The organism is Variovorax paradoxus, assembly GCF_024734665.1.
Classification (GTDB): domain Bacteria; phylum Pseudomonadota; class Gammaproteobacteria; order Burkholderiales; family Burkholderiaceae_C; genus Variovorax.
The window spans coordinates 6,321,714-6,343,227 of sequence record NZ_CP102931.1 but is presented as its reverse complement, the minus strand read 5'-3'; the positions used below and the strand labels follow the sequence as shown (position 1 = coordinate 6,343,227).

Here is a 21,514-nt window from a genome sequence, read left to right as displayed (position 1 = left end):
ATTAAATTTTTACAAAAATTTGGCAGATGGCACATCCGTTGGACGACAAGAGCGGCTTTTCTCTGGACCGCCGTACGTTTTTTCTGGGCACGGCAAGCGCCCTGGCACTGGGAACAACGGCTTGCGGCGGTGGAGGAGGCAGCTTCTCGGTCGCGTCGGGCGCTGGCACCTCTGGCGCCGCACAGCAGGGAACGGTCGCGGCAGGGTCGGCCGATGCAGCAGCCGTTGCCGATGTCGTTGTCCCTGAATCGACGACCCCATCCGTGGAGGCGCGCAAGTTCGTGCACCCCGGCCTGCTGCACACCGAAGCCGACTTCGAACGCATGCGCCAGAAGGTCAAGGACAAGGCGCAACCCTGGCTCGACGGCTGGAACGCATTGACGGGCAACGGCCGCGCGCAGCTCGGTGCGAAGCCGCGCCCGCTGGCCACCGTGATCCGCGGCGGCGACGGCCAGAACTTCGCGCAGATGTACATCGACATCGCGCGCGCCTATCAACTGGCGCTGCGCTGGAAGGTCTCGCAGGACACGCGCTATGCCGATCTGGCCGTGGTCTTCCTGAACGAATGGTCATCCACGATGACCACGCTCACCGGCAATGCGGACCGCTTCCTGGCCGCTGGTATCTACGGCTACCAGTTCGCCAACGCGGCCGAGATCATGCGCACCTACGAGGGCTGGGCCGCCTCCGATTTCGCGCGCTTCCAGAAGATGATGCTGGACATCTTCTACCCGCTCAACCACAGCTTCCTCACCGACCATAACGGCACCAACGTCACTGGCATCACCAACTACTGGGCCAACTGGGACCAGTGCACCCTGGCCGCGATGCTGGCCATCGGCGTGCTGTGCGACCGGCAGGACATCTACGACGAGGCAATGAGCTACTACAAGACAGGCCAGGGCAACGGCGCGGGCCTGCAAGCGGTCTATTACGTACATCCCGGCTACCTTGGCCAATGGCAGGAAAGCGGGCGCGACCAGGGGCACAGCACGCTCGGCATCGGGCTTGCGGGCGCATTCTGCGAGATGGCCTGGAACCAGGGCGACGACATCTACGGCTACGAGAACAACCGCTTCCTGGCCGGTGCCGAGTACGTGGCGAAGTCCAATCTTCGCGATGGTGCGGGCGCTTTCTACACGGTGCCGTACGTCACCAACATCAACAGGCAGGGCACGCAATCCGTGCTGTCGACGGGAAGCCAGGGGAGCCGCCGACCTGTCTGGGAGAGCGTGCACAACCACTACGCGAATCGCCTGGGCATCGCGACGCCCTACACCGCCCTGCAGGTCGCGCAGATGTACCCTGAGGGGGACGGTGGCAACGGCGACCAGTTGGGCTTCGGCACGCTGACCTTCACGCGCGATCCGCTCGCGGCACAGGGAAAGCCGAGCGGGCTCACGGCCCGGGTGCGCGGCACGCAGGTGGTGCTGTCATGGTGGGGCTGCCCCGACGCGCAGAGCTATTCGGTCAAGCGCGCGAGCACCGCGGGCGGGCCGTACAGCACCATCGCCCCGGACATCACTGACACGCTCACGTTCACGGACAGCAGCGTCGTTGCCGGAGAAGTCTGGTACTACGTGATCGTTGCGGTGACTGCGTCGGGTGAGAGCGCTGCCTCCAATGAAGAGAGGGCAGCGATCAAGGCCGAGCTGCTGATGCAGCTCAAGTTCGATGAAGCGAGCGGCACCACAGCTGCCGACGCGACCGGCCGGTTCGGCGCCAGCGCATTGCAAGGCGGTGCGGCCTGGGTTGCCGGACGCGAAGGCAATGCAGTTGTGCTCGACGGCAAGGCCGGCAGCTATGTCGCCCTGCCTGCGGGCGTGGTGTCGAAAGACCTTGCCGACTTCAGCATCACCGCATGGCTGTACATCGACAGCCTCGCGACGTGGTCGCGGGTCTTCGACTTCGGCTCCGGCGAGCGCCGCTACATGATGCTGACCGCCCGCAGCAACAGCGGCACGCCGCGTTTCGCGATCTCCACCGTCCACGGCTACAACGAGCAGGTGATCGACGGATCGGCGGCGCTGCCGACCGGCAAGTGGGTGCACGTTGCGGTGACCGTGTCCGGCGCGCTCGGCACCTTGTACGTGGACGGCGTCGAGGCCGGCTCCAACGCGCAGATGAGCCTGGGGCCCTTCGACCTCGGCTCGACAACGCAGAACTGGCTGGGGCGCTCGCAGTTCTCCAGCGATCCGTATCTGCAGGGGCGCGTGGACGACTTCCGCATCTACGGCGGCGCACTGGGCAGCGCGGAAGTGGCGGCGCTGGCCCAGTAGGAAGTTTCTAGCCCAGCCCGCCCTGGCAGACGTACTTGATGTGCATGTAGTCCTCCAGGCCATGCACCGAGCCTTCGCGGCCGTAGCCTGATTCCTTCACGCCGCCGAAGGGCGCGGCCTCGGCGGCCAGCGCGCCTTCGTTGATACCGACGATGCCCGACTCCAGCGCATCGGCCACGCGCGAGATGCGGCGCACGTCGGTCGAATAGAAGTACGCCGCGAGCCCGAAGGGTGTGTCGTTGGCTGCGGCGATCACTTCGGCCTCGGTCTCGAAGCGCATGACGGGCACCACGGGGCCGAAGGTTTCCTCGCAGCTGCATTCCATCGTCGAGTCGGCATTCACCAGCACGGTGGGCGCGTAGTAGTTGGGCCCATCGCAGCGTGCATTGCGCAGCCGCTCGCCGCCGACGACGATGCGCGCGCCCCTGGAGACGGCGTCGCGCACGTGGCGCTCGATCTTGTCGACCGCGCGCGCGTTGATCATCGGACCGATCTGCGAGTCTGACTCGGTGGCGGGCCCCACGCGCAGCGCACCGACCCGCGCGGCCAGCTTGTCGACGAAGGCGTCGTGCACCCGGGCCTGCACGAACACGCGGTTCGGGCACACGCAGGTCTGGCCGCCATTGCGGAACTTGGAGGCCATCAGGCCTTCCACCGCGGCGTCGATGTCGGCGTCGTCGAACACGATGAAAGGCGCATTGCCGCCGAGCTCGAAAGAGAGCTTCTTCAGCGTGTCGGCCGAAGCCCGCGCCAGGTGCTTGCCCACGGGCGTGGAGCCGGTGAAGCTGATCTTGCGCACGCGCGCGTCGGTCAGCCACACGTCCACCACCTCGGGTGTGCGTTCGCGCGATGCGGTCACGATGTTGAGCACGCCGGCAGGCACGCCCGCTTCCTGCGCCAGCTTCACGAGGGCCAGCGAGGTCAGCGGCGTGTCTTCGGCCGGCTTGCACACCACCGTGCAGCCCGCTGCGAGGGCTGGTGCGATCTTGCGCGCGATCATGGCTGCCGGAAAATTCCAGGGCGTGATCGCTGCGACCACGCCGATCGGCTCTCTCAACGCGAGCATGCGGCGGCCAGTTACCGGCGCGGGAATCACTTCGCCATTGGCGCGCGTGGCCTCTTCGGCAAACCACTCGACGTAGCTGGCCGCGTAGGCGATCTCTCCAACTCCCTCGGCCAGCGGCTTTCCTTGCTCGCGCGAGACGAGGCGGCCCAGGTCCTGCTGATGCGCCAGCATCAGGTCGTTCCAGCGCTTGAGGATCTGCGCGCGCTGCTTCGCAGGCACTGCGCGCCATGCGGGGAAGGCCGCATGCGCGGCATCGACGGCCGCGCGTGCGTCGGCGGCCGTGCCGTCGGGCACGCTCGCGAAGACGGCGTCGGTTGCGGGGTTGGTCACGTCGAGGCGGCGGGCGTCGCCGGCCTCGCGCCATTCGGCGCCGATGAGATGCCGGCCGGGCATCAGGTCTTTGTGTTCGAGTTCGAGTGTCGTCATGGTCGAAAAGTCTTTCTTGTTTCAGGCGGCCGCAACGAGCTCGGCAATCGCGATGCCCACTTCGGTGGTGCTCGCCGTACCACCGAGATCGCGCGTGCGCGGACCCTCGCGCAGCACCGCCTCGATGGCGCCCAGGATCGCGTCGTGCGCCGCGCGGCCCGCGCCTTGCCCCTGCGTGAGGAAGTCGAGCATCAGCGCGCCAGACCAGATCATCGCGATCGGGTTGGCGATGTTCTGGCCGTAGATGTCGGGCGCCGAGCCGTGCACCGGCTCGAACAGCGACGGAAACTTGCGCTCGGGGTTCAGGTTGGCCGACGGCGCAAGGCCGATGGTGCCGGTGGTCGCGGGCCCGAGGTCGGAGAGGATGTCGCCGAACAGGTTGCTCGCCACCACCACGTCGAAGCGCGTGGGCTGCAGCACGAAGCGCGCCGACAGGATGTCGATGTGCTGCTTGTCGACCGTCACGTCGGGGTAGTCGAGGCCCACCGCATCGGCGCGTCCGTCCCACCAGGGCATGCTGATCGCGATGCCGTTGCTCTTGGTGGCCACGGTGAGGTGCTTGCGCTTGCGCGCACGCGCGGTCTCGTAGGCGTACCGCAGCACGCGGTCGGCGCCGTGGCGCGAGAAGACCGATTCCTGGATCACGATCTCGCGCTCGGTGCCCTCGTACATCACGCCGCCGAGCGAGGTGTATTCGCCTTCGGTGTTCTCGCGCACCACGAGGTAGTCGATGTCGCCGGGCTTGCGGCCGGCCAGCGGGCAGGGCACGCCCTCGAACAGGCGCACCGGGCGCAGGTTGATGTACTGGTCGAACTCGCGGCGGAACTTCAGCAGCGATCCCCAGAGCGACACGTGGTCGGGCACCGTCGCGGGCCAGCCGACGGCGCCGAAGAACAGTGCGTCGACGCCCTTGAGCTGCTCTTTCCAATCGTCCGGCATCATCTGGCCGTGCGCTGCGTAGTAGTCGGCGCTGGCCCAGTCGATGGTGCGACAGTCGAGCTCGAAGCCGAAGCGCTCCGCGGCGGCCTGCACCACGCGCAGGCCCTCGGGCATCACTTCCTTGCCGATGCCGTCGCCGGCAATCAGCGCGATGCGGAAGGTCGGTGTCATTTCGGTCTTTCTCATGATGTGAGCGCCGTGGCGCGGTCCACGTGATTCGCGCGGTCCATGTCGTCGAGCCAGCCCTGGCGCAACTCGGGGACCGAGCGTGCCAGCAGCTCGTAGTAGGGGTGATGCGGGCCGCGGTCGTAGTCGGCGCGCGCCACCTGCGCGAGCTTGCGGCCGTGCTGCATCACGACGATTTCGTCACACACCGCACGCACCGTGTGCAGGTCGTGGCTGATGAAGAGGTAAGACACGCCCAGTTCGCGCCGCAACTCCGCCATCAGGTCGAGCACCGCCGCGCCGACCACGGTGTCGAGCGCGGAGGTCACCTCGTCGCACAGGATCAGGTCGGGGTCGGCCGCGAGCGCGCGCGCCAGGTTCACGCGCTGCTTCTGCCCGCCCGACAGGCCGCCCGGCAGGCGCCCGGCCACGGTCTGGGGCAGCTTCACCAGGTCCAGCAATTCACGAATGCGCTTGCGCAGCGGTTCGCCGCGCAGGCCTTTGTAGAACTCCAGCGGCCGCGCCAGGATGCGCTCGATGGTCTGCGACGGGTTCAGCGCCGTGTCGGCCATCTGGAACACGATCTGGATGCGGCGCAGCTCGTCGCGCTCGCGCTGCTGCAGCGTCGGCTTCAGTTCGCGGCCGTGGAACAGCACGCTGCCGTGGCTGGGCTTCAGCAAGCCAGCCACCGCGCGCGCCAGCGTGGTCTTGCCCGAGCCCGATTCGCCGATCACGCCGATCGCCTGGCCGCGGTAGAGCTTCAGGTCGATGTCCTGCAGGATCGGCTTGGCCGGGCGTCCCTGCGTATCCACCGGGCCGTAGCCGGCCGAGAGCTGGCGCACCTCGAGCAGCAACTCCCGGCCGTCGTCGGTGGCCCCGGCTGAAGCACGCGGCACCGGCCGCGCGGCGGCCAGCAGGCTCTTCGTGTATTCGTCGGCCGGCGCGGCGAGGATCTGCCCCGTCGCGTTCATCTCGCGCATGCGTCCGTTGCGCAGCACCAGGATGTGGTCGGCCATCTGCGCCACCACCGCCAGGTCGTGGCTCACGTACACCGCGGTGGCGCGGCGCTCGCGCACCACGCGGCGGAAGGCACGCAGCACTTCGATCTGCGTGGTCACGTCGAGCGCGGTGGTCGGCTCGTCGAGGATCACGAGGTCGGGGTCGCCGATCAGCGCCATCGCCGCCATCAGCCGCTGCAACTGGCCGCCCGACACCTGGTGCGGATAGCGCGCGCCGATGCTTTCCGGATCGGGCAGCGCGAGCTCGCGGAACAGCTGAACCGCCTTCGCCTCTGCCTCGGCCCGCTTGCACAGGCCGTGGATCGCGGTCGGCTCGACCACCTGGTCCATGATCGTGCGCGAAGGGTTGAAGGAGGCCGCGGCGCTCTGCGCGATGTAGGCGACGGTGCGCCCGCGCAGCGCGCGCTGTGCGCGGGCATCGAGCGCGAGCACGTCGGTGCCACCGATCTGCACCCTGCCCGCCGAGATGTGGCAGCCGTGGCGTGCATAGCCCATCAGCGCCAGCGCGGTGGTGGTCTTGCCGGAGCCCGACTCGCCGATCAGCGCCAGCACTTCGCCGGGCTGCACGGAGAAGCTCAGGTTGTCGACCAGCGTGCTCGCGCCGGCGCAGATGCTCAGGCCCCGGACTGTGAGTGGTGCTCCCATCAGCGTGTTCCTTTTTCTCGCGCGGCGCCGCCGGGCAGGTTGTCGATGACGAGGTTGACCGCGATGGTCAGGCTCGCGATGGCCAGCGCCGGCACGATCACCGAGGCACCGCCCATGGCCAGCGCGCCGATGTTCTCGCGCACCAGCGACCCCCAGTCGGCGGCCGGCGGCTGGATGCCCAGGCCGAGGAAGCTCAGACTCGCCAGCAGCAGCACGGTGTAGACGAAGCGCAGGCCCAGGTCCGCCAGCATCGGGCCGACGATGTTGGGCAGGATCTCGCGCAGCATGATGTAGAGCGTGCCTTCGCCGCGCGTGCGCGCCACCGTCACGTAGTCGAGCGCGTTGATGTTCACGGCCAGCGAGCGCGCGATGCGGTAGGCGCCGGGCACGTAGATGATGGCCGCGGTAACCACCAGCATCGGCACCGAGGAGCCGAAACCCGCCACCATGATGAGCGCGAACATCTTGCTCGGAATGGCCGTCAGGGTGTCGAGGCAGCGGCTGAGCGTTGCGTCGATCCAGCGGCCGCTGGCGGCTGCCAGCAGCGCCAGCACGGTGCCGGTGCCGCTGGCCACGAGCGTGGCGAGCAGCGCGACGCCGACCGTGTAGCGCGCTCCTTCGATCACGCGCGCCAGCATGTCGCGGCCGAGGTAGTCGGTGCCGAGCCAATGCGCTGCGCCGATCGGCATGAAGACGTTCGAGGTGCCCGTGGATGCCGTGCTGTACGAGAGCAGCCAGGGGCCGAACACCGCAGCGAGCATCCAGAAGAGCAGCACCGCGAGGCCGAGCAGGCCGGAGACGCCGAAGCCTGCAAGCCAGTGCAGACGGCTGCGTTTCCGCTCGGGCGGCGGCACGGCAGCAGCGGAGGCCGCGGCATTCACGGCCGGAGAAGAGGAGGGGGAAGTGGACGGTTCCATGCTTGCTGCCTCTTCTTCAGCGGTGCCGCAGCCGCGGGTTGGCGACGATGCCGCAGATGTCGGCGGCAGTCACCAGGATCAGGTAGGCGCAGCAGAAGATCATGGCGCAGGTCTGCACCAGCGGCATGTCTCGCTGCGAGACACCGTCGACCATCAGCTTGGCGATGCCCGGGTAATTGAAGATGGTCTCGACGATGATCACGCCGCCGAGCAGGTACGACAGGCTGAGCGCCACCGCATTGGCGATCGGCCCCACCGCGTTGGGCAGCGCATGCGCCAGCACCATGCGCATCGGCGAGGCGCCCTTCAGGCGCACCATCTCGATGTAGGGCGCCTCGAGCTGGTCGATGACCGCGGCGCGCGTCATGCGCATCATCTGCGCGACGATCACGCAGCACAGCACCAGCACCGGCATCGCGAAGGCCTGCAGCATCTGGCCCAGCGAATCGATGTCGCTGACGAAGGAAAGTGCCGGCAGCCAGCGCAGCTTGACCGCGAACACCAGCACCGCCAGCGTCGCGACCAGGAACTCCGGCACCGACACCACCGCCACAGCCGAGGTCGAGGCCACTCGATCGAACCAGGAGCCGCGCCACACCGCCGAGGCGATGCCCAGCGCAAGCGCGATCGGCACCGAGAACAGCGCCGTGACAGCGGCCAGCAGCAGCGAGTTGGGCAGGCGGCTGGCGACCAGCTCCGACACCGGCATCTGCGTGGTGGCCGAGCGGCCGAGATCGCCCTTCGCGATGCCCAGCAGCCACTGCGCATAGCGCTTGGGCGCGGGCACGTCCAGGCCCATCTGCGCGCGCAGCGCGGCCAATGCTTCCGGCGTGGCGTCCTGGCCGAGCTGCTCCTGGGCCGCGTCGCCGGGCAGCACCGCGGTGATCGAGAACACGATCACCGACACCGCCAGCAGCGACAGCAGCGCCAGCGCAATGCGCTGGCCGAGCAGCTTGAGGATCTGTCGGTTCATGTCAGCGGGCTCATGCTTCGAGCCATACGTTCTCGGCGAAGTTGTAGCCCATGAGGCCGCCGAGCGGAATCGGCGACAGCCCCTTGAGCTTGGAGGTGTGGCCGTCGATGCTCGCCAGGAAAAGCGGAATGCCGATGCCGGCGTCCTGGTGGATCATGGTCTGCATGTCGGCGTACATCTGCTTGCGCTTGGCCAGGTCGGTCTCGGCGCGCGAGGCCAGCAGCAGCTGGTCGAACTTCTCGCTCTTCCAGCGCGACTCGTTCCAGGCCGCACCCGACTGGAAGAACTGCGTGAGCAGCACATCGGCGCTCGGGCGCGGGTTGACGTTGCCGAAGCCCACCTGGCTGTTGAGCCAGTGGTTCGACCAGTAGCCGTCGGCCGGCATGCGCTTGATGTCGAGCTCCAGGCCGGCGCGCTGCGCGGTCTGCTGCAGCATCAGGGCAATCTCTACCGAGTAGAGCGCCGCGGGAGACGCCACCACCGGCACCTTGCCCGTGACGCCGGCCTTCTGCAGGTGGAACTTCGCCTTGTCCAGGTCGAAGGGGCGCTGCGGCAGGCCGCCGAAGTAGAAGCGGTTGGTCGGGTCGATCGGCTGGTCGTTGGCGACCACTGCGTAGTCGAGCGCGATGGTCTTCTTCATCTGCTCGCGGTCGAACAGGTGCTTCATGCCGAGCACGAAGTCCGGGTTGGCGCCGGGGCCCACGTCCTTGCGCATCACCAGGTCGGAATACTGGCCCGACTGCGTGACGAAGATGCCGAAGCCGGCCGTGCCCTTCACGCGTTCCACCGAGCGCGGGTTGACCGAGCCCACCAGGTCCATGCCGCCCGACAGCAGCGCGTTGACGCGCGCGCTCTCGTCGCCGATGCCGACAAACTCGATCTCGTCGAGGTAGGGCTTGCCGGGTTTCCAGTAGGCCTCGTTGCGCACCACCAGCGAGCGGATGCCAGGCTTGAACTCCTTGAGCTTGTAGGGGCCGGTGCCGATGCCGGCGTTGAAGTCGGTGGTGCCGTCCTTGACGATGTGGAAGTGGAAGGTGCCCAGGATCACCGGCAGGTCGGCGTTGGGCGCGCTCAGCACTATCGTTACCTCGTTCGCGCCCGTGGCCTTGACGCTCTCGATCTGGTCGGCGAGCACCTTGGCCTTGGAGGCGATGGCCGGGTCCTTGTGGCGCATCACCGAGAAGACAACGTCGGCGGGCGAGAGCGCCTTGCCGTCGTGGAACACCACGCCCTTGCGCAGCGTGAACACCCAGGTCTTGGCGTCCTTCGTGGTGAACGACTCGGCCAGCGCAGGCTGCGGCGTGAGGCTGCCGTCCAGCGAGGTCAGGCTGTTGTAGATCATGTTGCAGCGCGAGTAGTCGGTCTGGTTCGACTGCTTGGCCGGATCGAGCGTGTCGGTCGCGGCGGCGGTGGCCCCCGCCACCCGGATGCGCCCGCCGCGCCGCGGCGTCTGCGCGTGGGCCGACACCGCCATGCCCGCCAGGCTGCCGGCCAGCGTGGCCTGCATGCCGCCGGCCATCAGCATCGTCAGGATGTCGCGCCGCGAGGCGCCGCGTCGCAGCGATGCCATCACGCGAAGGCTTTCGTCTGGGCCGACGAGGTTTTCGAAGCTCTTGTTGCTGCTGTCGCTCATGGTGGGTGCTCCTGAGGGGCCGTGGGGTGGAAGAAATCGGAAACGAACGAAAGAGATGACTGCAAGCCTTCAGGCCAGCCTGTCCTTGAGCCGGTAATAGAAGCCCACCGCCGGCAGGAACCACGGTGGGCCGAAGTGGCCGGGAATGGCGGGCCACTCGCGGCCCTGCCAGGGGTTGGCGCCCGCATTGCCGCCCATCACGGCGGCCATGCGTTCGCCCATGTGCACTGACATCTGCGTGCCGTGGCCGCTATAGCCCATGGCGTAGTAGAGGCCGTCGCGTTCGCCGGCGTGCGGCAGGCGGTCTTGCGTCATGTCGACCAGTCCGCCCCAGCAATAGTCGAGCCGCACCACGCCGAGCTGCGGAAAGGTTTCGGCCAGCCCCGCGCGCAGGATGTCGCCACTCGCCGCATCCGACTGCGGGCTGGAGACTGCGAAGCGCGCGCGCCCGCCGAACACCAGCCGGTGGTCGGCCGTGAGCCTGAAGTAGTGGTGGATGTTCGCGATGGTCGTGTACGTGCGGCGGGCCGCGAGCAATGCCTGCGCGCGCTCGGCGCCCAGCGGCTCGGTGACGACGATGAAGCTGCCGATCGGCACGATGCGCCGGCGCAGCCAGCCGAAGCTGCCGTAGCCGCCATGGCGCGTCGCGCCCGTGGCCAGCAGCACCTGCTGCGCCGTGACCATGCCGCGCCCGGTGTGCAGCCGGTGCGCATGGCCCTGGCCGATGCGCTCGATGCGGCTGACCTCGGTGCCGGTGTGGATCTGTGCGCCGTTGCGCTGCGCGGCCATCGCCAGTCCGTGCGCGAAGCGGCCCATGTGCATCTGGCCGCTGCGCTTGTAGAGCAGGCCACCGTGAAAGCGCTCGCTCTGCACCTCGGCGCGCACGCGTGCCGCGTCGAGCAGTTCGACGTCGCAGTCCACGCCGTCGTCGACCAGGCGCCGGGCGCTGTGTTCGAGCGCGGCCATCTGGTTCGCCCGCGTGGCGAGCTTGAGCTTGCCGTGGCGCATGAAGTCGCAGTCGATGGCTTCCTCGCGCACCAGTCGCGCTACCGTGTCGACCGCCGCGTCATACGCGTGATACCAGCCGCGCGCGCGCTCGACGCCGACCTTGGCCGCTACATCGGCGTAGTCAACGGCCAGCCCGTTGTTGACGTGCCCGCCGTTGCGCCCCGAGGCTTCGGCCGCCACCCGCGTGCCGGCTTCGAGCACTGCGACGCTGGCGCCGCGCCGGGCCAGCGCCAGTGCCGCCGACAGGCCGGTGAAGCCGCCACCGACGATCGCGACATCGACCTGCGCCGGCAACGCATGTGCCTCGGGGACGAAGGCTGGCGCCGAATCGGTCCAGTAGGAGTCGAGCTTCATGGCGTGAGAGCGGTGCTTGAAGAAAAGATCAGAGACCGACAACGCCGGGCAGGCCGCCGATGTCCTGGATCTCGGTGTAGCGATACGCCGGGTTGCCCGGCCCATGGCCACGATTCACGAACACCTTGTTGACGATGCCCAGGTCGTCCGCCGACATCAGGTCGTAGCGCAGGCTGGACGACACGTGCAGCACGTCTTCCGGGTTGCAGCCGAGCGAATCGAGCATGTATTCGAAGGCCGTCAGGCGCGGCTTGTAGGCTTGGGCCTGCTGCGCGGTGTACACGCGATGGAAGGGCGCGCCGAGCATCGCGACGTTCTTCTGGATCTGGTCGTCCGATGCGTTCGACAGAATCACCAGCGGGATTTCCTTCGCGACCTTGGCCAGGCCGGCCGCCACGTCGGCGTGCGGGCCCCAGGTGGGCACCGCGTCATAGATCTTCTGCGCGTCCAGGTCGAAGTACTGGATCTTCCATTTGCGGCACAGGCGGCGCACTGCGTTTTTCAGCACCACCTCGTAGGGCTGCCAGGCGCCCAGCACTTCATCGAAGCGGTAGGCCGCGAAGTCGGCGATGAACTGCTCCATGTGCTCGGCCGGAATGCGATCGGCGAAGAGATCACGCGACATCTCTTTCATGCGGAAACGCGTCAGCGTTCCGTAGCAATCGAAGGTCACGTATTTGGGCTTGAAGGTCATGGTCTCGAATCCTTGGGTTCATTCAAACCGGTCGCCGGCCGGGTCGGGTCGCTTGCTTTGGATGGCAATTGCGACAAGCTCATTACGAATTGATTGCAGCACGCAGCCGCTCTGGAGTTGTAGGGAAAAACGTTGCCCGCCGCGACAAAGCTGCGGTTTGAAGGGGGCGCGGCGGCATGCCATGCGGTCTGCCCTCCATGCGTGCGGCGGCGCACCTCAGTGCGTCGCAGCGAAGTCGATGAGCACGCTTTTGAAGCGCAGGTTGGCCTCGACCGCCTGGCGCCCCAGGTCCTTGCCGATGCCCGATTGGTGATAACCCCCGGTGGGGATCACGAAGTCGGCGCTGCGCCCGTAGCGGTTGATCCAGACCGTGCCGGCGCTGATGCCGCGCATCGCCCGCAACGCGCGGCCGATGTCAGCGGTGTGCACGCCGGACGCGAGGCCGTAATGCTCGTGCGCGGCAAGCGCCAGGCCTTCTTCTTCGTCGGCAAAGGTCTGCACCGTGAGCACCGGGCCGAAGATCTCTTCGCGCACTGCCGGGTTGGCGCCGTCCACGCCCTCGATCAGCGTTGGCTGGAAGTAGGCGCCACCTGGCCCGCCGTCGAACAGGCCGCCGCCGTAGCGCACGGTGGCGCCGGCGTCGCGCGCGCGATCGACGATCTCCAGGATGCGGCCGGCCTGCGGCGTCGAGATGATGGGCGGCAGCGTGGCCGTGTCGTCCCAGGTCGCGCCCGGGCGCATCGCCGCGAAGCGCGCCGCGATGCGCTCCACCAGCGCCTCGGCGACGCCGCGCTGTACGATCAGCCGCGACCCGGCCACGCACACCTGCCCCGCGTTACCGGTGATGGCGCCGGCGATCATGCCGGCCAGGCGGTCGATGTCGGGCGCATCGTCGAACACCAGTTGCGGGCTCTTGCCGCCGAGCTCCAGCGTCACCGGCTTGGGGCCGGTCATGGCGCAGGCGGCCATGATGGCGGCGCCGGTGCGGGTGGAGCCGGTGAAGGTCATCTTCGAGATCAGCGGGTGCCGCGAGAGCGCGTCTCCAGTCGTGCGGCCGTCGCCCTGCACGACGTTGAAGAGCCCGGGCGGCACGCCGGCCTCGATGGCCAGCTCAGCCAGCCGCAGCGCCGACCATGGCGTGAGCTCCGATGGCTTGAGCACCACCGCATTGCCGGCGGCGAGCGCCGCGCCCACCTTCCACGACACCATCACCAGCGGAAAATTCCACGGCGTGATCGCGCCGATGACGCCATAGGGCTCGGCCACCACCATGCCGAGGTGGTCGTGGCGCGTTGCCGCGACCTCGCCGCCGAGCTTGTCCGCGTACTCGGCGAAAAAGCGCAGGCCCTCGGCCGTGAATGGAACGTCCCACGCGATGGCGTCGCGCACCGGCCGCGTGGAGCACACGGCTTCCAGCGGGCCGAGATTCGCCGCATCGGCCTCGATCAACTCGGCCCAGCGGCGCATCACGCGAGCGCGTTCGCGCGGCGCACGGCGTGCCCAATCGCTGTGGCGCCAGGCATTCCATGCGTCGCGCACGGCGGCATCCACCGTGTCGGCGTCGGCCAGCGGGAGCTCGGCATGCGCCTGCGCATCGGAGGGCCTGTGCACCACGATGCGGCCGGTGTCGGGCACGAGGCGCCCACCGATGAAATGGCCCGAAGGCACGTGGATCTGTCGCGGGTCGAAGGCTTGCATGGGCGTAGGTTGCGAGAACACCGCAAGAGCGGCGATCGATCCTAGGCAGATTGGCACAGCATTTGTATGCGTACGCAGGCACCGCACCGCAGCGAATTGCAAAACCCGGCCACGCGACAGCCGAAGCTTGCAAGTTGCAATGAACGTCGATTTCGGTCTGGCACCGTGCGCCGATGTCGTCCAAGATGGAAGGAACATCCTCTTCGCTACCGAGACTTTTCCAATGCCCGATCAGACCCCGAATGCACCCACCGGAGACGGCGTGGTGCTGAGACCGATGACGCCTGCCGACCTGCCGTTCGCGCAGGCGCTGACGGACCTGTTGCGCTGGCCGCACCGGCTGGCAGACTGGGAGCAGGTGTTCGCGCACGCCGAGGGCATCGTGGCCGAGCGTGACGGCGAAATCGTCGCCTCCGCCCTGCGCTGGCGCTGGGGCGAACGCCACGCCACCCTCGGCCTCGTGGTCGTGACGCCGGCCTGCCAGGGGCGGCGCATCGGGCACCGCCTGATGAGCGCATTGCTCGAAGGCCTGGAAGACCACACGGTGCTGCTGCACGCCACCGCCGAAGGTCGCGGCCTCTACGAGCGGCTGGGCTTTGTGCGCACTGGTGAGTTGCGGCAGCACCAGGGCATTGCGCAGTCGGCGCCGTTGGTGGCCTTGCAGCCGGGCTGGCGACTGCGGCCTGCGGGAGTCCACGAGGCCGCGGCGCTGCAGGCTCTTGACGCGGCGGCGCGTGGCATGCCGCGCGATGCACTGATCGCCGACCTGCTGGCCAGCGCCGAAGCCTGCGTGGTGCTGGACCACGACAACGAACCGCGCGGTTTCGCGATGCTGCGTCGCTTCGGGCGCGGTCATTCGATAGGGCCGGTGGTTGCGCCTGATGTCGATGGTGCCAAGGCGTTGATCGCGCATCTGGCCAGTGTGAATGCCGGGCACTTCACGCGCATTGACATCGACTTCGACAGTGGGCTGTCTGAGTGCCTGGAGAGCATCGGGCTGCTGCGTGTGGATGCGCCCACGACGATGGTGCGAGGGGCACCGCTTGTCACGCCGGCGGGTGGGCCTTCGCTCTTTGCCATCGTTACTCAGGCTGTTGGATGAGCGCTTGCTGTTCAGGGAGCGATCACGCCGATGGGGTGCCTTGCTCCGCGAATGTCCCCCGGCCTTCGGCCTCCTCCTTTATTTCGCTGCGCAAGGCACCCCATCGACGTGATCGTCGGGCGCAGCGGTCGAACCACCGGCACGCACCCTGAACGCGTTCTCAGTCGAGTCCAGTCGATCATGAAAACTACTTTCCTCTACAAGTCCGACCCGGCGAGAGGCCGCCTGTGGGCCGAAGTGTTCCGCCGCCGCGCGCCGGACATCGACTTCCGCATCTGGCCCGACATAGGCGATCCGGCGCAAGTGCGCTTTCTCGCAGCGTGGGAGCCGCCGGAAGATCTGGCAACGCGTTTCCCCAATCTGGAAGTGCTGTTTTCTTCCGGTGCGGGCGTCGACCAATTCGACTTCGCGGCACTGCCAGCCTCGTTGCCAATCGTGCGCATGGTCGAGCCCGGCATCGTGCGCGGCATGGTCGAGTACGTGACGCATGCGGTGCTCGGCCTGCATCGCGACATGCCGCAATACCGGCGCCAGCAGCAGGAGGGCCTGTGGAAGCCGCTGCCCGTGCGGCCCGCTGGTGAGCGGCGCATCGGCGTGCTCGGATTGGGCTCGCTCGGGCAGGCCGTGCTGGCGCAGCTTGTTGCGCTGGGCTTCGACTGCGCGGGGTGGAGCCGTTCGCGGCACGAGGTCGATGGCGTGCAATGCCATGCCGGCGCCGATGAGCTGCCGGCCTTTCTGGCGCGCACCGACATCCTCGTGTGCCTGCTGCCGCTGACCGATTCGACACGTGGCTTTCTCGATGCGCGGTTGTTCTCGCTGCTGCCCACGGGCGCCGGGCTGGTGCATGTGGGGCGCGGGCCGCAGCTGGTGGATGCAGATCTACTGGTCGCGCTCGCGAGCGGGCAGGTCGGCGATGCGGTGCTCGACGTGACCGACCCCGAGCCGCTGCCGCCAGAGCATGCCTTCTGGCGCCATCCGCGCATCCAGCTCACGCCGCACATAGCGAGCATGACGCAGCCGCTGAGCGCGGCGGAAGTGGTGCTCGACAACCTCGAGCGCTTCGAAGCCGGCGAGCCGATGGTCGGGCTGGTCGATCGCGCACGCGGCTATTGAAGAAGGGAAGAAGGAAGACCGACCGCACGATCTGCTGCGTGCCATGCACACAACCGCAGCCTGCTTTGTGCGGCACCCCCAAAGCAGCACCACCTCGCGCGGTGCGCCGCCTAAGCTGAGGGCATCGAAAGCTCCTTCGCTCTCGCTCCCTCCAACACCGCCATGACGCACCCCACCGCATTGCCCCACCAAGCCGCACTCGACGCGATCGACCGCGCGCATCTGATCCACCCCGTCTCGCCCTGGCGCGTGCACGAGCAGCGCGGCCCCACCGTGCTGTCTTCGGGCCGTGGCGCCTGGCTGACCGACGGCAACGGCCACGAACTGCTCGACGCCTTTGCGGGCCTGTGGTGCGTGAACGTGGGCTACGGGCAAGAGAGCGTGGTGCAGGCCGCCACCGAGCAGATGCGCAAGCTGCCGTACGCGACCGGCTACTTCCACTTCAGCAGCGAGCCGGCCATCCGTCTTGCTGAAAAACTGGTGCAGATCACGCCTGCCTCGCTGACCCGCGTGTACCTCACGCTGGGCGGCTCCGAGGCAGTCGATGCCGCCGTGCGCTTCATCGTGCAGTACTACAACGCGACCGGCCGGCCGTCGAAGAAGCAGTTCATTTCGCTGGAGCGCGGCTACCACGGCTCGTCGTCCACCGGCGCGGGCCTTACGGCGCTGCCGGCCTTTCATCGCGGCTTCGACCTGCCGCTGCCCACGCAGCACTACATTGCGTCGCCCTACGCCTATCGCCATGCCGACGGCGCCGATCCGCAGGCGCTGATCGCCTCGTCGGTTGCGGCCTTGCGCGCCAAGGTGGCCGAGCTGGGCGCGGACAACGTGGCTGCCTTCTTCTGCGAACCCATCCAGGGCTCGGGCGGCGTCATCGTGCCGCCCAAGGGCTGGCTGAAGGCCATGCGCGAGGCCGCGCGCGAGCTCGACATCCTCTTCGTCGTGGACGAAGTCATCACCGGCTTTGGCCGCACCGGTCCCATGTTCGCCTGCGAGGCCGAAGGCGTGGAGCCCGACCTGATGACCATGGCCAAGGGTCTCACGGCCGGCTACGTGCCGATGGGCGCGACCATGATGTCGGAGAAGGTCTACGCCGGCATTGCCGACGGCGCGCCCGAGGGCGCCTCCATTGGCCACGGCGCGACCTATTCGGCGCACCCGGTCGGCGCCGCTGTTGCGCTCGAAGTGCTGCGGCTCTACGAGGAAGGCGGCATCCTCGCCAACGGCCAGCGCGGCGCGGCGCACTTTGCGGCCGGACTCGACGCGCTGCTCGCGCATCCGCTGGTGGGCGATTCGCGCCACCGCGGCCTGCTGGGCGCGCTGGAACTGGTGAGCGACAAGGCCAGCAAGCGCCGTTTCGATGCGGCACTGGGGCTGTCCGATCGCATCTTCGCCGCCGGCTACCGCAACGGCCTGGTGTTCCGCTCCTTCGGCGACCACATCCTCGGCTTTGCGCCCGCGCTCACCTTCACCGAGGACGAGTTTGCGCAGATGTTCGCGCGCCTGAAGAAGACGCTCGACGAAGTGCTGGAAGCACCCGACGTCCGCGCCGCGATGGCGGCCTGAGCGAACAGGCACGCAAAGCCCGCAAGACCGGCGGCCGACGACGCAGAATCGGGCTTTCTCTCGTTATCAGGCACCGCCATGTCAGAAGCTTTCAAGATCGACCGACTCGACCTTCGCATCCTGGCCCAGTTGCAGAAGAACGGGCGCATGACCAACGTCGACCTGGCGGATGCGGTGGGGCTGTCGCCCAGCCCCTGCCTCATTCGCGTGAAGCGGCTGGAACAGGCCGGCTACATCGCCGGCTACGGCGCGCACCTGCGGCTCGAAAAACTCGGCGACACGCTGACCGTGTTCACCGAGGTCACGCTGTCCGACCACCACCGCGAGGACTTCGTGCGCTTTGAGTCCGCGATCCGCGAGGTCGACGAGGTGCTCGAATGCCACCTGGTCAGCGGCGGCTACGACTACCTGTTGCGCTTTCTCACCCGTGGCGTGAACCACTACCAGGAAGTGATCGAGGGGCTGCTCGAACGCAACATCGGCATTGCGAAGTACTTCAGCTACATCGTCATCAAGTCGCCGTTCATCAAGACGCACTGCCCGATCGAACGGCTTTTCCCCCACGAGCGCTGACCGGCGCCTTCGACTCTCCATGCCCGAACCCAAGCCTCGCTTCCAGCCACCCGCCCGCTTCGTACGGCTCGCGGAAACCGACCGGCCCGTGCTGACCCTGCACATCGATGGCGAGGCCCGCACCGCACTGGCCGGCGACACGCTGCTGGTGGCGCTGCTGAGCAACGGACGGCGCGTGCGCGACAGCGAGTTCGGCGACGGGCCGCGCGCCGGCTTCTGCCTGATGGGCGCCTGCCAGGACTGCTGGGTGTGGACGCCGGCCGGCGAGCGTTTGCGCGCCTGTTCGACGACCGTGGAGGCGGGCATGTCGGTGCTCACGCGCCCGCCAGCGGACCACTGGTTGCCGACACCGGACCTGCAGCAGTCGCTGTCTCGCCGTGCGCCGGAGGGCGGCGCATGAGCGGGGCGCCTCCTTCTTTTCCTTCTGCTTCACCGCGCATCGTGGTGGTTGGCACCGGCCCCGGCGGCGTGCGCGCCGCGCAGGCGCTGGTGCGTGCCGGCGTGCGGCCCATCGTCGTCGACGAAAGCCGGCGCGACGGCGGCCAGATCTACCGTCGCCAGCCCGAAGGCTTCAAGCGCCCCTACGCCAAGCTCTATGGCACCGAGGCCGAGAAGGCGCAGGCGCTGCACCGCGACTTCGACGCGCTGCGCGATCACGTCGACTACCGCGGCGACACGCTGGCCTGGAACGTGAGCGAAGGCGCGCTGCACGTCGTGCATGCCGGCGAGCCGCAGACGCTGCCCTTCGACGCCCTGCTGGTGTGCAGCGGCGCGACCGACCGGCTGATGCCCGTGGCGGGCTGGCACCGCGCCGGCTGCTACAGCCTGGGTGCATCGCAGATCGCGCTGAAGGCGCAGGCCTGCGCCATTGGTTCGCGCGTCGTCTTCCTGGGCAGTGGCCCGTTGCTGTATCTCGTGGCCTCGCAGTACGTACAGGCCGGCGCGCAGGTGGCGGCGGTGTTCGACACAGCACCGGCCACCAAGCCCTGGGGCGCAGTGGCCGGTTTGCTTGCAAGGCCGCGATTGGCGCTGCGCGGGCTCGCGCTGATTCGCAGCCTGCGCCGCGCGGGCGTGCCGGTGCTGCAGGGCGTGGCGCCGCTGCGCATCGACGGCGACGACAGCTTGGGCGTGCAGGCCGTGGCCGTGCGCGATGCGCAGGGGCGCGAGCAGCGCTTCGAATGCGACGCCGTGGGCCTCGGCTGGCATCTGCGCGCCGAAACGCAGCTGGCCGACATTGCGCGCTGCGACTTCGAATTCGAGCCGCTGAGCCGGCAGTGGCTGCCACGCATCGACGCCGATGGCCGCAGCAGCACCAAGGGCGTGTACCTGGCCGGCGACGGGGTTCGCATTCTCGGGGCCGATGGCGCGGAGGCCGCTGGCCGGCTGGCAGCGCTCGCCGCGCTGGCCGATCTCGGCCATGCGCCGGGCCGTGCGCTCTACGACGCCGAGTCCACCGCGCTGCGCCGCACGCTGGCGCAGATGAATCGCTTCCGTGAAGGCCTGGCGCGTGCCTTTCCATGGCCGCATGCACAGGCCGCGGCACTGCCCGACGACGCGATCGTGTGCCGCTGCGAGGCCGTGACGGCAGGCGAACTGCGCCGCTGCGTCAATGAGATGGACAGCCATGAAGTCAACCGCGCCAAGGCCTTCAGCCGCGTCGGCATGGGGCGCTGCCAGGGCCGCTTCTGCGGCCACGCCTCGGCCGAGATCGTGGCGCAGGCCAGCGGCGTGCCCGTGCAACTGGTGGGGCGCCTGCGCTCGCAGGCGCCGGTCAAGCCGCTGATGATGAACACGCGTGAGGTGCAACAGGCATGAGCAGCAACGCGACGACCACTACCGACGTGCTGGTGCTCGGCGGCGGCCTGATGGGTACCACCGCCGCTTTCTTCCTGCGCCGCCAGCATGGCCTGTCGGTCACGGTGCTCGAACGCGAGCTCGTGGGCCGCCAGGCCAGCGGCACCAACTTCGGCAATGTGCGCAGGCAGGGCCGCGCGCTGGCGCAGATGCCGCTGGCCAACCGCGCGCGCGCTGTCTGGGGCCGCGTGAAGGAGCTGCTCGGCGAAGACCTGGAGTTTGTGCCTTACGGCCACCTGCGCGTCTGCTACACCGAGCAGCAGGCCGCGGTGCTGGAGCAGCACGCAAGAGACGTGAAGCCGCTCGGCCTCGATCTCGAACTGTTCGATGCGGAGCATCTGCGCCGGCGCTGGGGCATCTTCGCGCCCGGCATCGTGAGCGGATCGCTGTCGCCGAACGACGGCCATGCCAATCCGCGCCTGGCCGGCCCGGCATTTGCGCGGGCAGCGCGGCGCGCGGGCGCGAACATCGTCGAGCAGGCCGAGGTGATGCAGGTCGAGCGCGATGGCGCGGGCTTCGTGGCCCACACGGCGGACGGCCGGCGCTTTCGCGCGGCGCAGCTTTTCGTGGCCTGCGGCGCGTGGTCGAACCGCATGGCCGAACAGTTCGGCGAGGCCGTGCCGATGGATGCGCGCGGGCCGCAGATGGGCGTGACCGAGCCGCTGCCCTACGCCATCGGCCCATCCATCGGCATCTCGTCGCCCATCGAGCATGAAGGCCTGTACTTCCGGCAGATCGCGCGCGGCAACATCGTCTTCGGCGGTGGGCTCAAGGGGCCGGCGCATGCGCAGCACATCCGCGCCTACGTGAAGCCCGACAACGTGCTGCGCCAGTTGCGCGAGCTGCGCCGCTTCGTGCCGGCTTTCGAGCACGTGCAACTGATCCGCGTGTGGAGCGGCATCGAGGGCTACACCGCCGACTGGCAACCCGTGATGGGCCCGAGCGCCCGCGTGCCGGGCCTGCACTACGCCTTCGGCTTCAATGGAGAGGGTTTTGCGATCAGTCCGGGTGTGGGCGAGACGATGGCCGAGTTGATCGCCACCGGCCAGACGTCGACGCCCATCGAGAGCTTCTCGATCAGCCGGTTCGCGAATGAGCTGACGAAGCAGGCGGCCTGAGGCCGCGGCCGCTTGCCTACAGCGTCATCACGACGAAGACCTTGCGCAGGGTCTCATGCACATGCCACTCGCCGGTGGTGTGCGCTGGAAAGAACAGCGTGTCGCCCGCGCGAATCTCCAGCGCGGCGCCATCGGTCGGCGTGAAGGTGCAGGCACCGGCCAGGATGTGCATGACCTCGGCATTGGCCAGCTGGCGCTCGAAGCGGCCGGGCTCGCATTCCCAGATGCCGCTCTTGTTGTCGCCTGCGCCTGCAAGTTCGACATCGATGCCGCTCAGCCGGCAGGGCGGCTGGCTCAAAGGGCGCGCAGGCGTGCCCTGGTCTTGCAGGCCGCCGATGGTGGCCGATTGGCGCAGGATGGTGATACCCACGG

At 68.3% G+C, this 21,514-nt stretch carries 18 protein-coding genes; 8 read left to right on the top strand and 10 right to left on the bottom strand.

Annotated features, from left to right (window positions below; all coding sequences use genetic code 11):
- Window positions 1-26: 26 nt before the first annotated feature.
- Entirely contained in the window at window positions 27-2,279 is a 2,253-nt protein-coding gene (locus NWF24_RS29700; RefSeq protein WP_258351656.1) for a LamG-like jellyroll fold domain-containing protein, read from the top strand.
- A 7-nt stretch (window positions 2,280-2,286) separates the two neighbouring features.
- Here NWF24_RS29700 and NWF24_RS29695 read toward each other — a convergent pair whose 3' ends face one another.
- The 9 genes from NWF24_RS29695 to NWF24_RS29655 form a co-directional block, all read right to left on the bottom strand.
- A complete protein-coding gene (locus tag NWF24_RS29695) occupies window positions 2,287-3,771 on the bottom strand; it encodes an NAD-dependent succinate-semialdehyde dehydrogenase (protein ID WP_258351655.1) in 1,485 nt (494 codons plus the stop codon).
- 21 nt (window positions 3,772-3,792) lie between these two features.
- Window positions 3,793-4,881 (bottom strand): tartrate dehydrogenase, encoded by a 1,089-nt coding sequence (locus NWF24_RS29690; protein WP_258355380.1) that lies wholly within the window; start codon window positions 4,879-4,881, stop codon window positions 3,793-3,795.
- A gap of 11 nt (window positions 4,882-4,892) precedes the next feature.
- The gene (locus NWF24_RS29685) at window positions 4,893-6,539 is read right to left on the bottom strand and encodes an ABC transporter ATP-binding protein (protein ID WP_258351654.1); all 1,647 of its coding nucleotides are present in this window, start codon (window positions 6,537-6,539) and stop codon (window positions 4,893-4,895) included.
- Window positions 6,539-7,456, bottom strand: a complete 918-nt coding sequence (locus NWF24_RS29680; protein WP_258351653.1) for an ABC transporter permease — start codon at window positions 7,454-7,456, stop codon at window positions 6,539-6,541. Before NWF24_RS29680 ends, NWF24_RS29685 begins: the two co-directional genes overlap by 1 nt.
- Window positions 7,457-7,472: 16 nt before the next feature.
- Window positions 7,473-8,429 carry an ABC transporter permease gene (locus tag NWF24_RS29675; protein ID WP_097200506.1) on the bottom strand — a complete coding sequence of 319 codons (957 nt, stop codon included), beginning with the start codon at window positions 8,427-8,429 and terminating at the stop codon, window positions 7,473-7,475.
- A 10-nt stretch (window positions 8,430-8,439) separates the two neighbouring features.
- Window positions 8,440-10,062 carry an ABC transporter substrate-binding protein gene (locus tag NWF24_RS29670; RefSeq protein WP_258351652.1) on the bottom strand — a complete coding sequence of 541 codons (1,623 nt, stop codon included), beginning with the start codon at window positions 10,060-10,062 and terminating at the stop codon, window positions 8,440-8,442.
- Between the two features lie 69 nt (window positions 10,063-10,131).
- Entirely contained in the window at window positions 10,132-11,424 is a 1,293-nt protein-coding gene (locus NWF24_RS29665; RefSeq protein WP_258351651.1) for an NAD(P)/FAD-dependent oxidoreductase, read from the bottom strand.
- Window positions 11,425-11,452: 28 nt separating this feature from the next.
- Window positions 11,453-12,118 carry a haloacid dehalogenase type II gene (locus tag NWF24_RS29660; protein ID WP_097200503.1) on the bottom strand — a complete coding sequence of 222 codons (666 nt, stop codon included), beginning with the start codon at window positions 12,116-12,118 and terminating at the stop codon, window positions 11,453-11,455.
- Window positions 12,119-12,334: 216 nt separating this feature from the next.
- Window positions 12,335-13,816, bottom strand: a complete 1,482-nt coding sequence (locus tag NWF24_RS29655; protein ID WP_258351650.1) for an aldehyde dehydrogenase family protein — start codon at window positions 13,814-13,816, stop codon at window positions 12,335-12,337.
- 223 nt (window positions 13,817-14,039) lie between these two features.
- Between NWF24_RS29655 and NWF24_RS29650 the strand changes: the two genes are divergently transcribed.
- The 7 genes from NWF24_RS29650 to NWF24_RS29620 all read left to right on the top strand — a co-directional run bounded on the left by NWF24_RS29650 (window position 14,040) and on the right by NWF24_RS29620 (window position 21,142).
- The gene (locus NWF24_RS29650) at window positions 14,040-14,918 is read left to right on the top strand and encodes a GNAT family N-acetyltransferase (RefSeq protein ID WP_258351649.1); all 879 of its coding nucleotides are present in this window, start codon (window positions 14,040-14,042) and stop codon (window positions 14,916-14,918) included.
- Window positions 14,919-15,098: 180 nt separating this feature from the next.
- Window positions 15,099-16,031, top strand: coding sequence for a 2-hydroxyacid dehydrogenase (locus tag NWF24_RS29645; protein WP_258351648.1), 933 nt, complete (start codon window positions 15,099-15,101; stop codon window positions 16,029-16,031).
- A 162-nt stretch (window positions 16,032-16,193) separates the two neighbouring features.
- Window positions 16,194-17,597 (top strand): aspartate aminotransferase family protein, encoded by a 1,404-nt coding sequence (locus NWF24_RS29640; protein ID WP_093053907.1) that lies wholly within the window; start codon window positions 16,194-16,196, stop codon window positions 17,595-17,597.
- Window positions 17,598-17,675: 78 nt separating this feature from the next.
- Window positions 17,676-18,170 (top strand): Lrp/AsnC family transcriptional regulator, encoded by a 495-nt coding sequence (locus NWF24_RS29635; protein WP_097200498.1) that lies wholly within the window; start codon window positions 17,676-17,678, stop codon window positions 18,168-18,170.
- 19 nt (window positions 18,171-18,189) lie between these two features.
- Window positions 18,190-18,570: a (2Fe-2S)-binding protein gene (locus NWF24_RS29630; protein WP_258351647.1), complete on the top strand. Its 381-nt coding sequence runs from the start codon at window positions 18,190-18,192 to the stop codon at window positions 18,568-18,570.
- The gene (locus tag NWF24_RS29625; RefSeq protein WP_258351646.1) at window positions 18,567-19,985 is read left to right on the top strand and encodes an FAD/NAD(P)-dependent oxidoreductase; all 1,419 of its coding nucleotides are present in this window, start codon (window positions 18,567-18,569) and stop codon (window positions 19,983-19,985) included. The genes NWF24_RS29630 and NWF24_RS29625 overlap by 4 nt, the downstream gene beginning before the upstream one ends.
- Complete coding sequence (locus tag NWF24_RS29620) at window positions 19,982-21,142, top strand: NAD(P)/FAD-dependent oxidoreductase (RefSeq protein ID WP_258351645.1); 1,161 nt, start codon at window positions 19,982-19,984, stop codon at window positions 21,140-21,142. Before NWF24_RS29625 ends, NWF24_RS29620 begins: the two co-directional genes overlap by 4 nt.
- 16 nt (window positions 21,143-21,158) lie before the next feature.
- Here NWF24_RS29620 and NWF24_RS29615 read toward each other — a convergent pair whose 3' ends face one another.
- Window positions 21,159-21,512 (bottom strand): cupin domain-containing protein, encoded by a 354-nt coding sequence (locus NWF24_RS29615; protein WP_258351644.1) that lies wholly within the window; start codon window positions 21,510-21,512, stop codon window positions 21,159-21,161.
- Window positions 21,513-21,514 lie beyond the last annotated feature (2 nt).

Coding starts and splice junctions, on each gene's coding strand:
- NWF24_RS29700 (WP_258351656.1), top strand. CDS start 27: ATGGCACATCCGTTGGACGACAAGAGCGGCTTTTCTCTGGACCGCCGT.
- NWF24_RS29695 (WP_258351655.1), bottom strand. CDS start 3,771: ATGACGACACTCGAACTCGAACACAAAGACCTGATGCCCGGCCGGCAT.
- NWF24_RS29690 (WP_258355380.1), bottom strand. CDS start 4,881: ATGACACCGACCTTCCGCATCGCGCTGATTGCCGGCGACGGCATCGGC.
- NWF24_RS29685 (WP_258351654.1), bottom strand. CDS start 6,539: ATGGGAGCACCACTCACAGTCCGGGGCCTGAGCATCTGCGCCGGCGCG.
- NWF24_RS29680 (WP_258351653.1), bottom strand. CDS start 7,456: ATGGAACCGTCCACTTCCCCCTCCTCTTCTCCGGCCGTGAATGCCGCG.
- NWF24_RS29675 (WP_097200506.1), bottom strand. CDS start 8,429: ATGAACCGACAGATCCTCAAGCTGCTCGGCCAGCGCATTGCGCTGGCG.
- NWF24_RS29670 (WP_258351652.1), bottom strand. CDS start 10,062: ATGAGCGACAGCAGCAACAAGAGCTTCGAAAACCTCGTCGGCCCAGAC.
- NWF24_RS29665 (WP_258351651.1), bottom strand. CDS start 11,424: ATGAAGCTCGACTCCTACTGGACCGATTCGGCGCCAGCCTTCGTCCCC.
- NWF24_RS29660 (WP_097200503.1), bottom strand. CDS start 12,118: ATGACCTTCAAGCCCAAATACGTGACCTTCGATTGCTACGGAACGCTG.
- NWF24_RS29655 (WP_258351650.1), bottom strand. CDS start 13,816: ATGCAAGCCTTCGACCCGCGACAGATCCACGTGCCTTCGGGCCATTTC.
- NWF24_RS29650 (WP_258351649.1), top strand. CDS start 14,040: ATGCCCGATCAGACCCCGAATGCACCCACCGGAGACGGCGTGGTGCTG.
- NWF24_RS29645 (WP_258351648.1), top strand. CDS start 15,099: ATGAAAACTACTTTCCTCTACAAGTCCGACCCGGCGAGAGGCCGCCTG.
- NWF24_RS29640 (WP_093053907.1), top strand. CDS start 16,194: ATGACGCACCCCACCGCATTGCCCCACCAAGCCGCACTCGACGCGATC.
- NWF24_RS29635 (WP_097200498.1), top strand. CDS start 17,676: ATGTCAGAAGCTTTCAAGATCGACCGACTCGACCTTCGCATCCTGGCC.
- NWF24_RS29630 (WP_258351647.1), top strand. CDS start 18,190: ATGCCCGAACCCAAGCCTCGCTTCCAGCCACCCGCCCGCTTCGTACGG.
- NWF24_RS29625 (WP_258351646.1), top strand. CDS start 18,567: ATGAGCGGGGCGCCTCCTTCTTTTCCTTCTGCTTCACCGCGCATCGTG.
- NWF24_RS29620 (WP_258351645.1), top strand. CDS start 19,982: ATGAGCAGCAACGCGACGACCACTACCGACGTGCTGGTGCTCGGCGGC.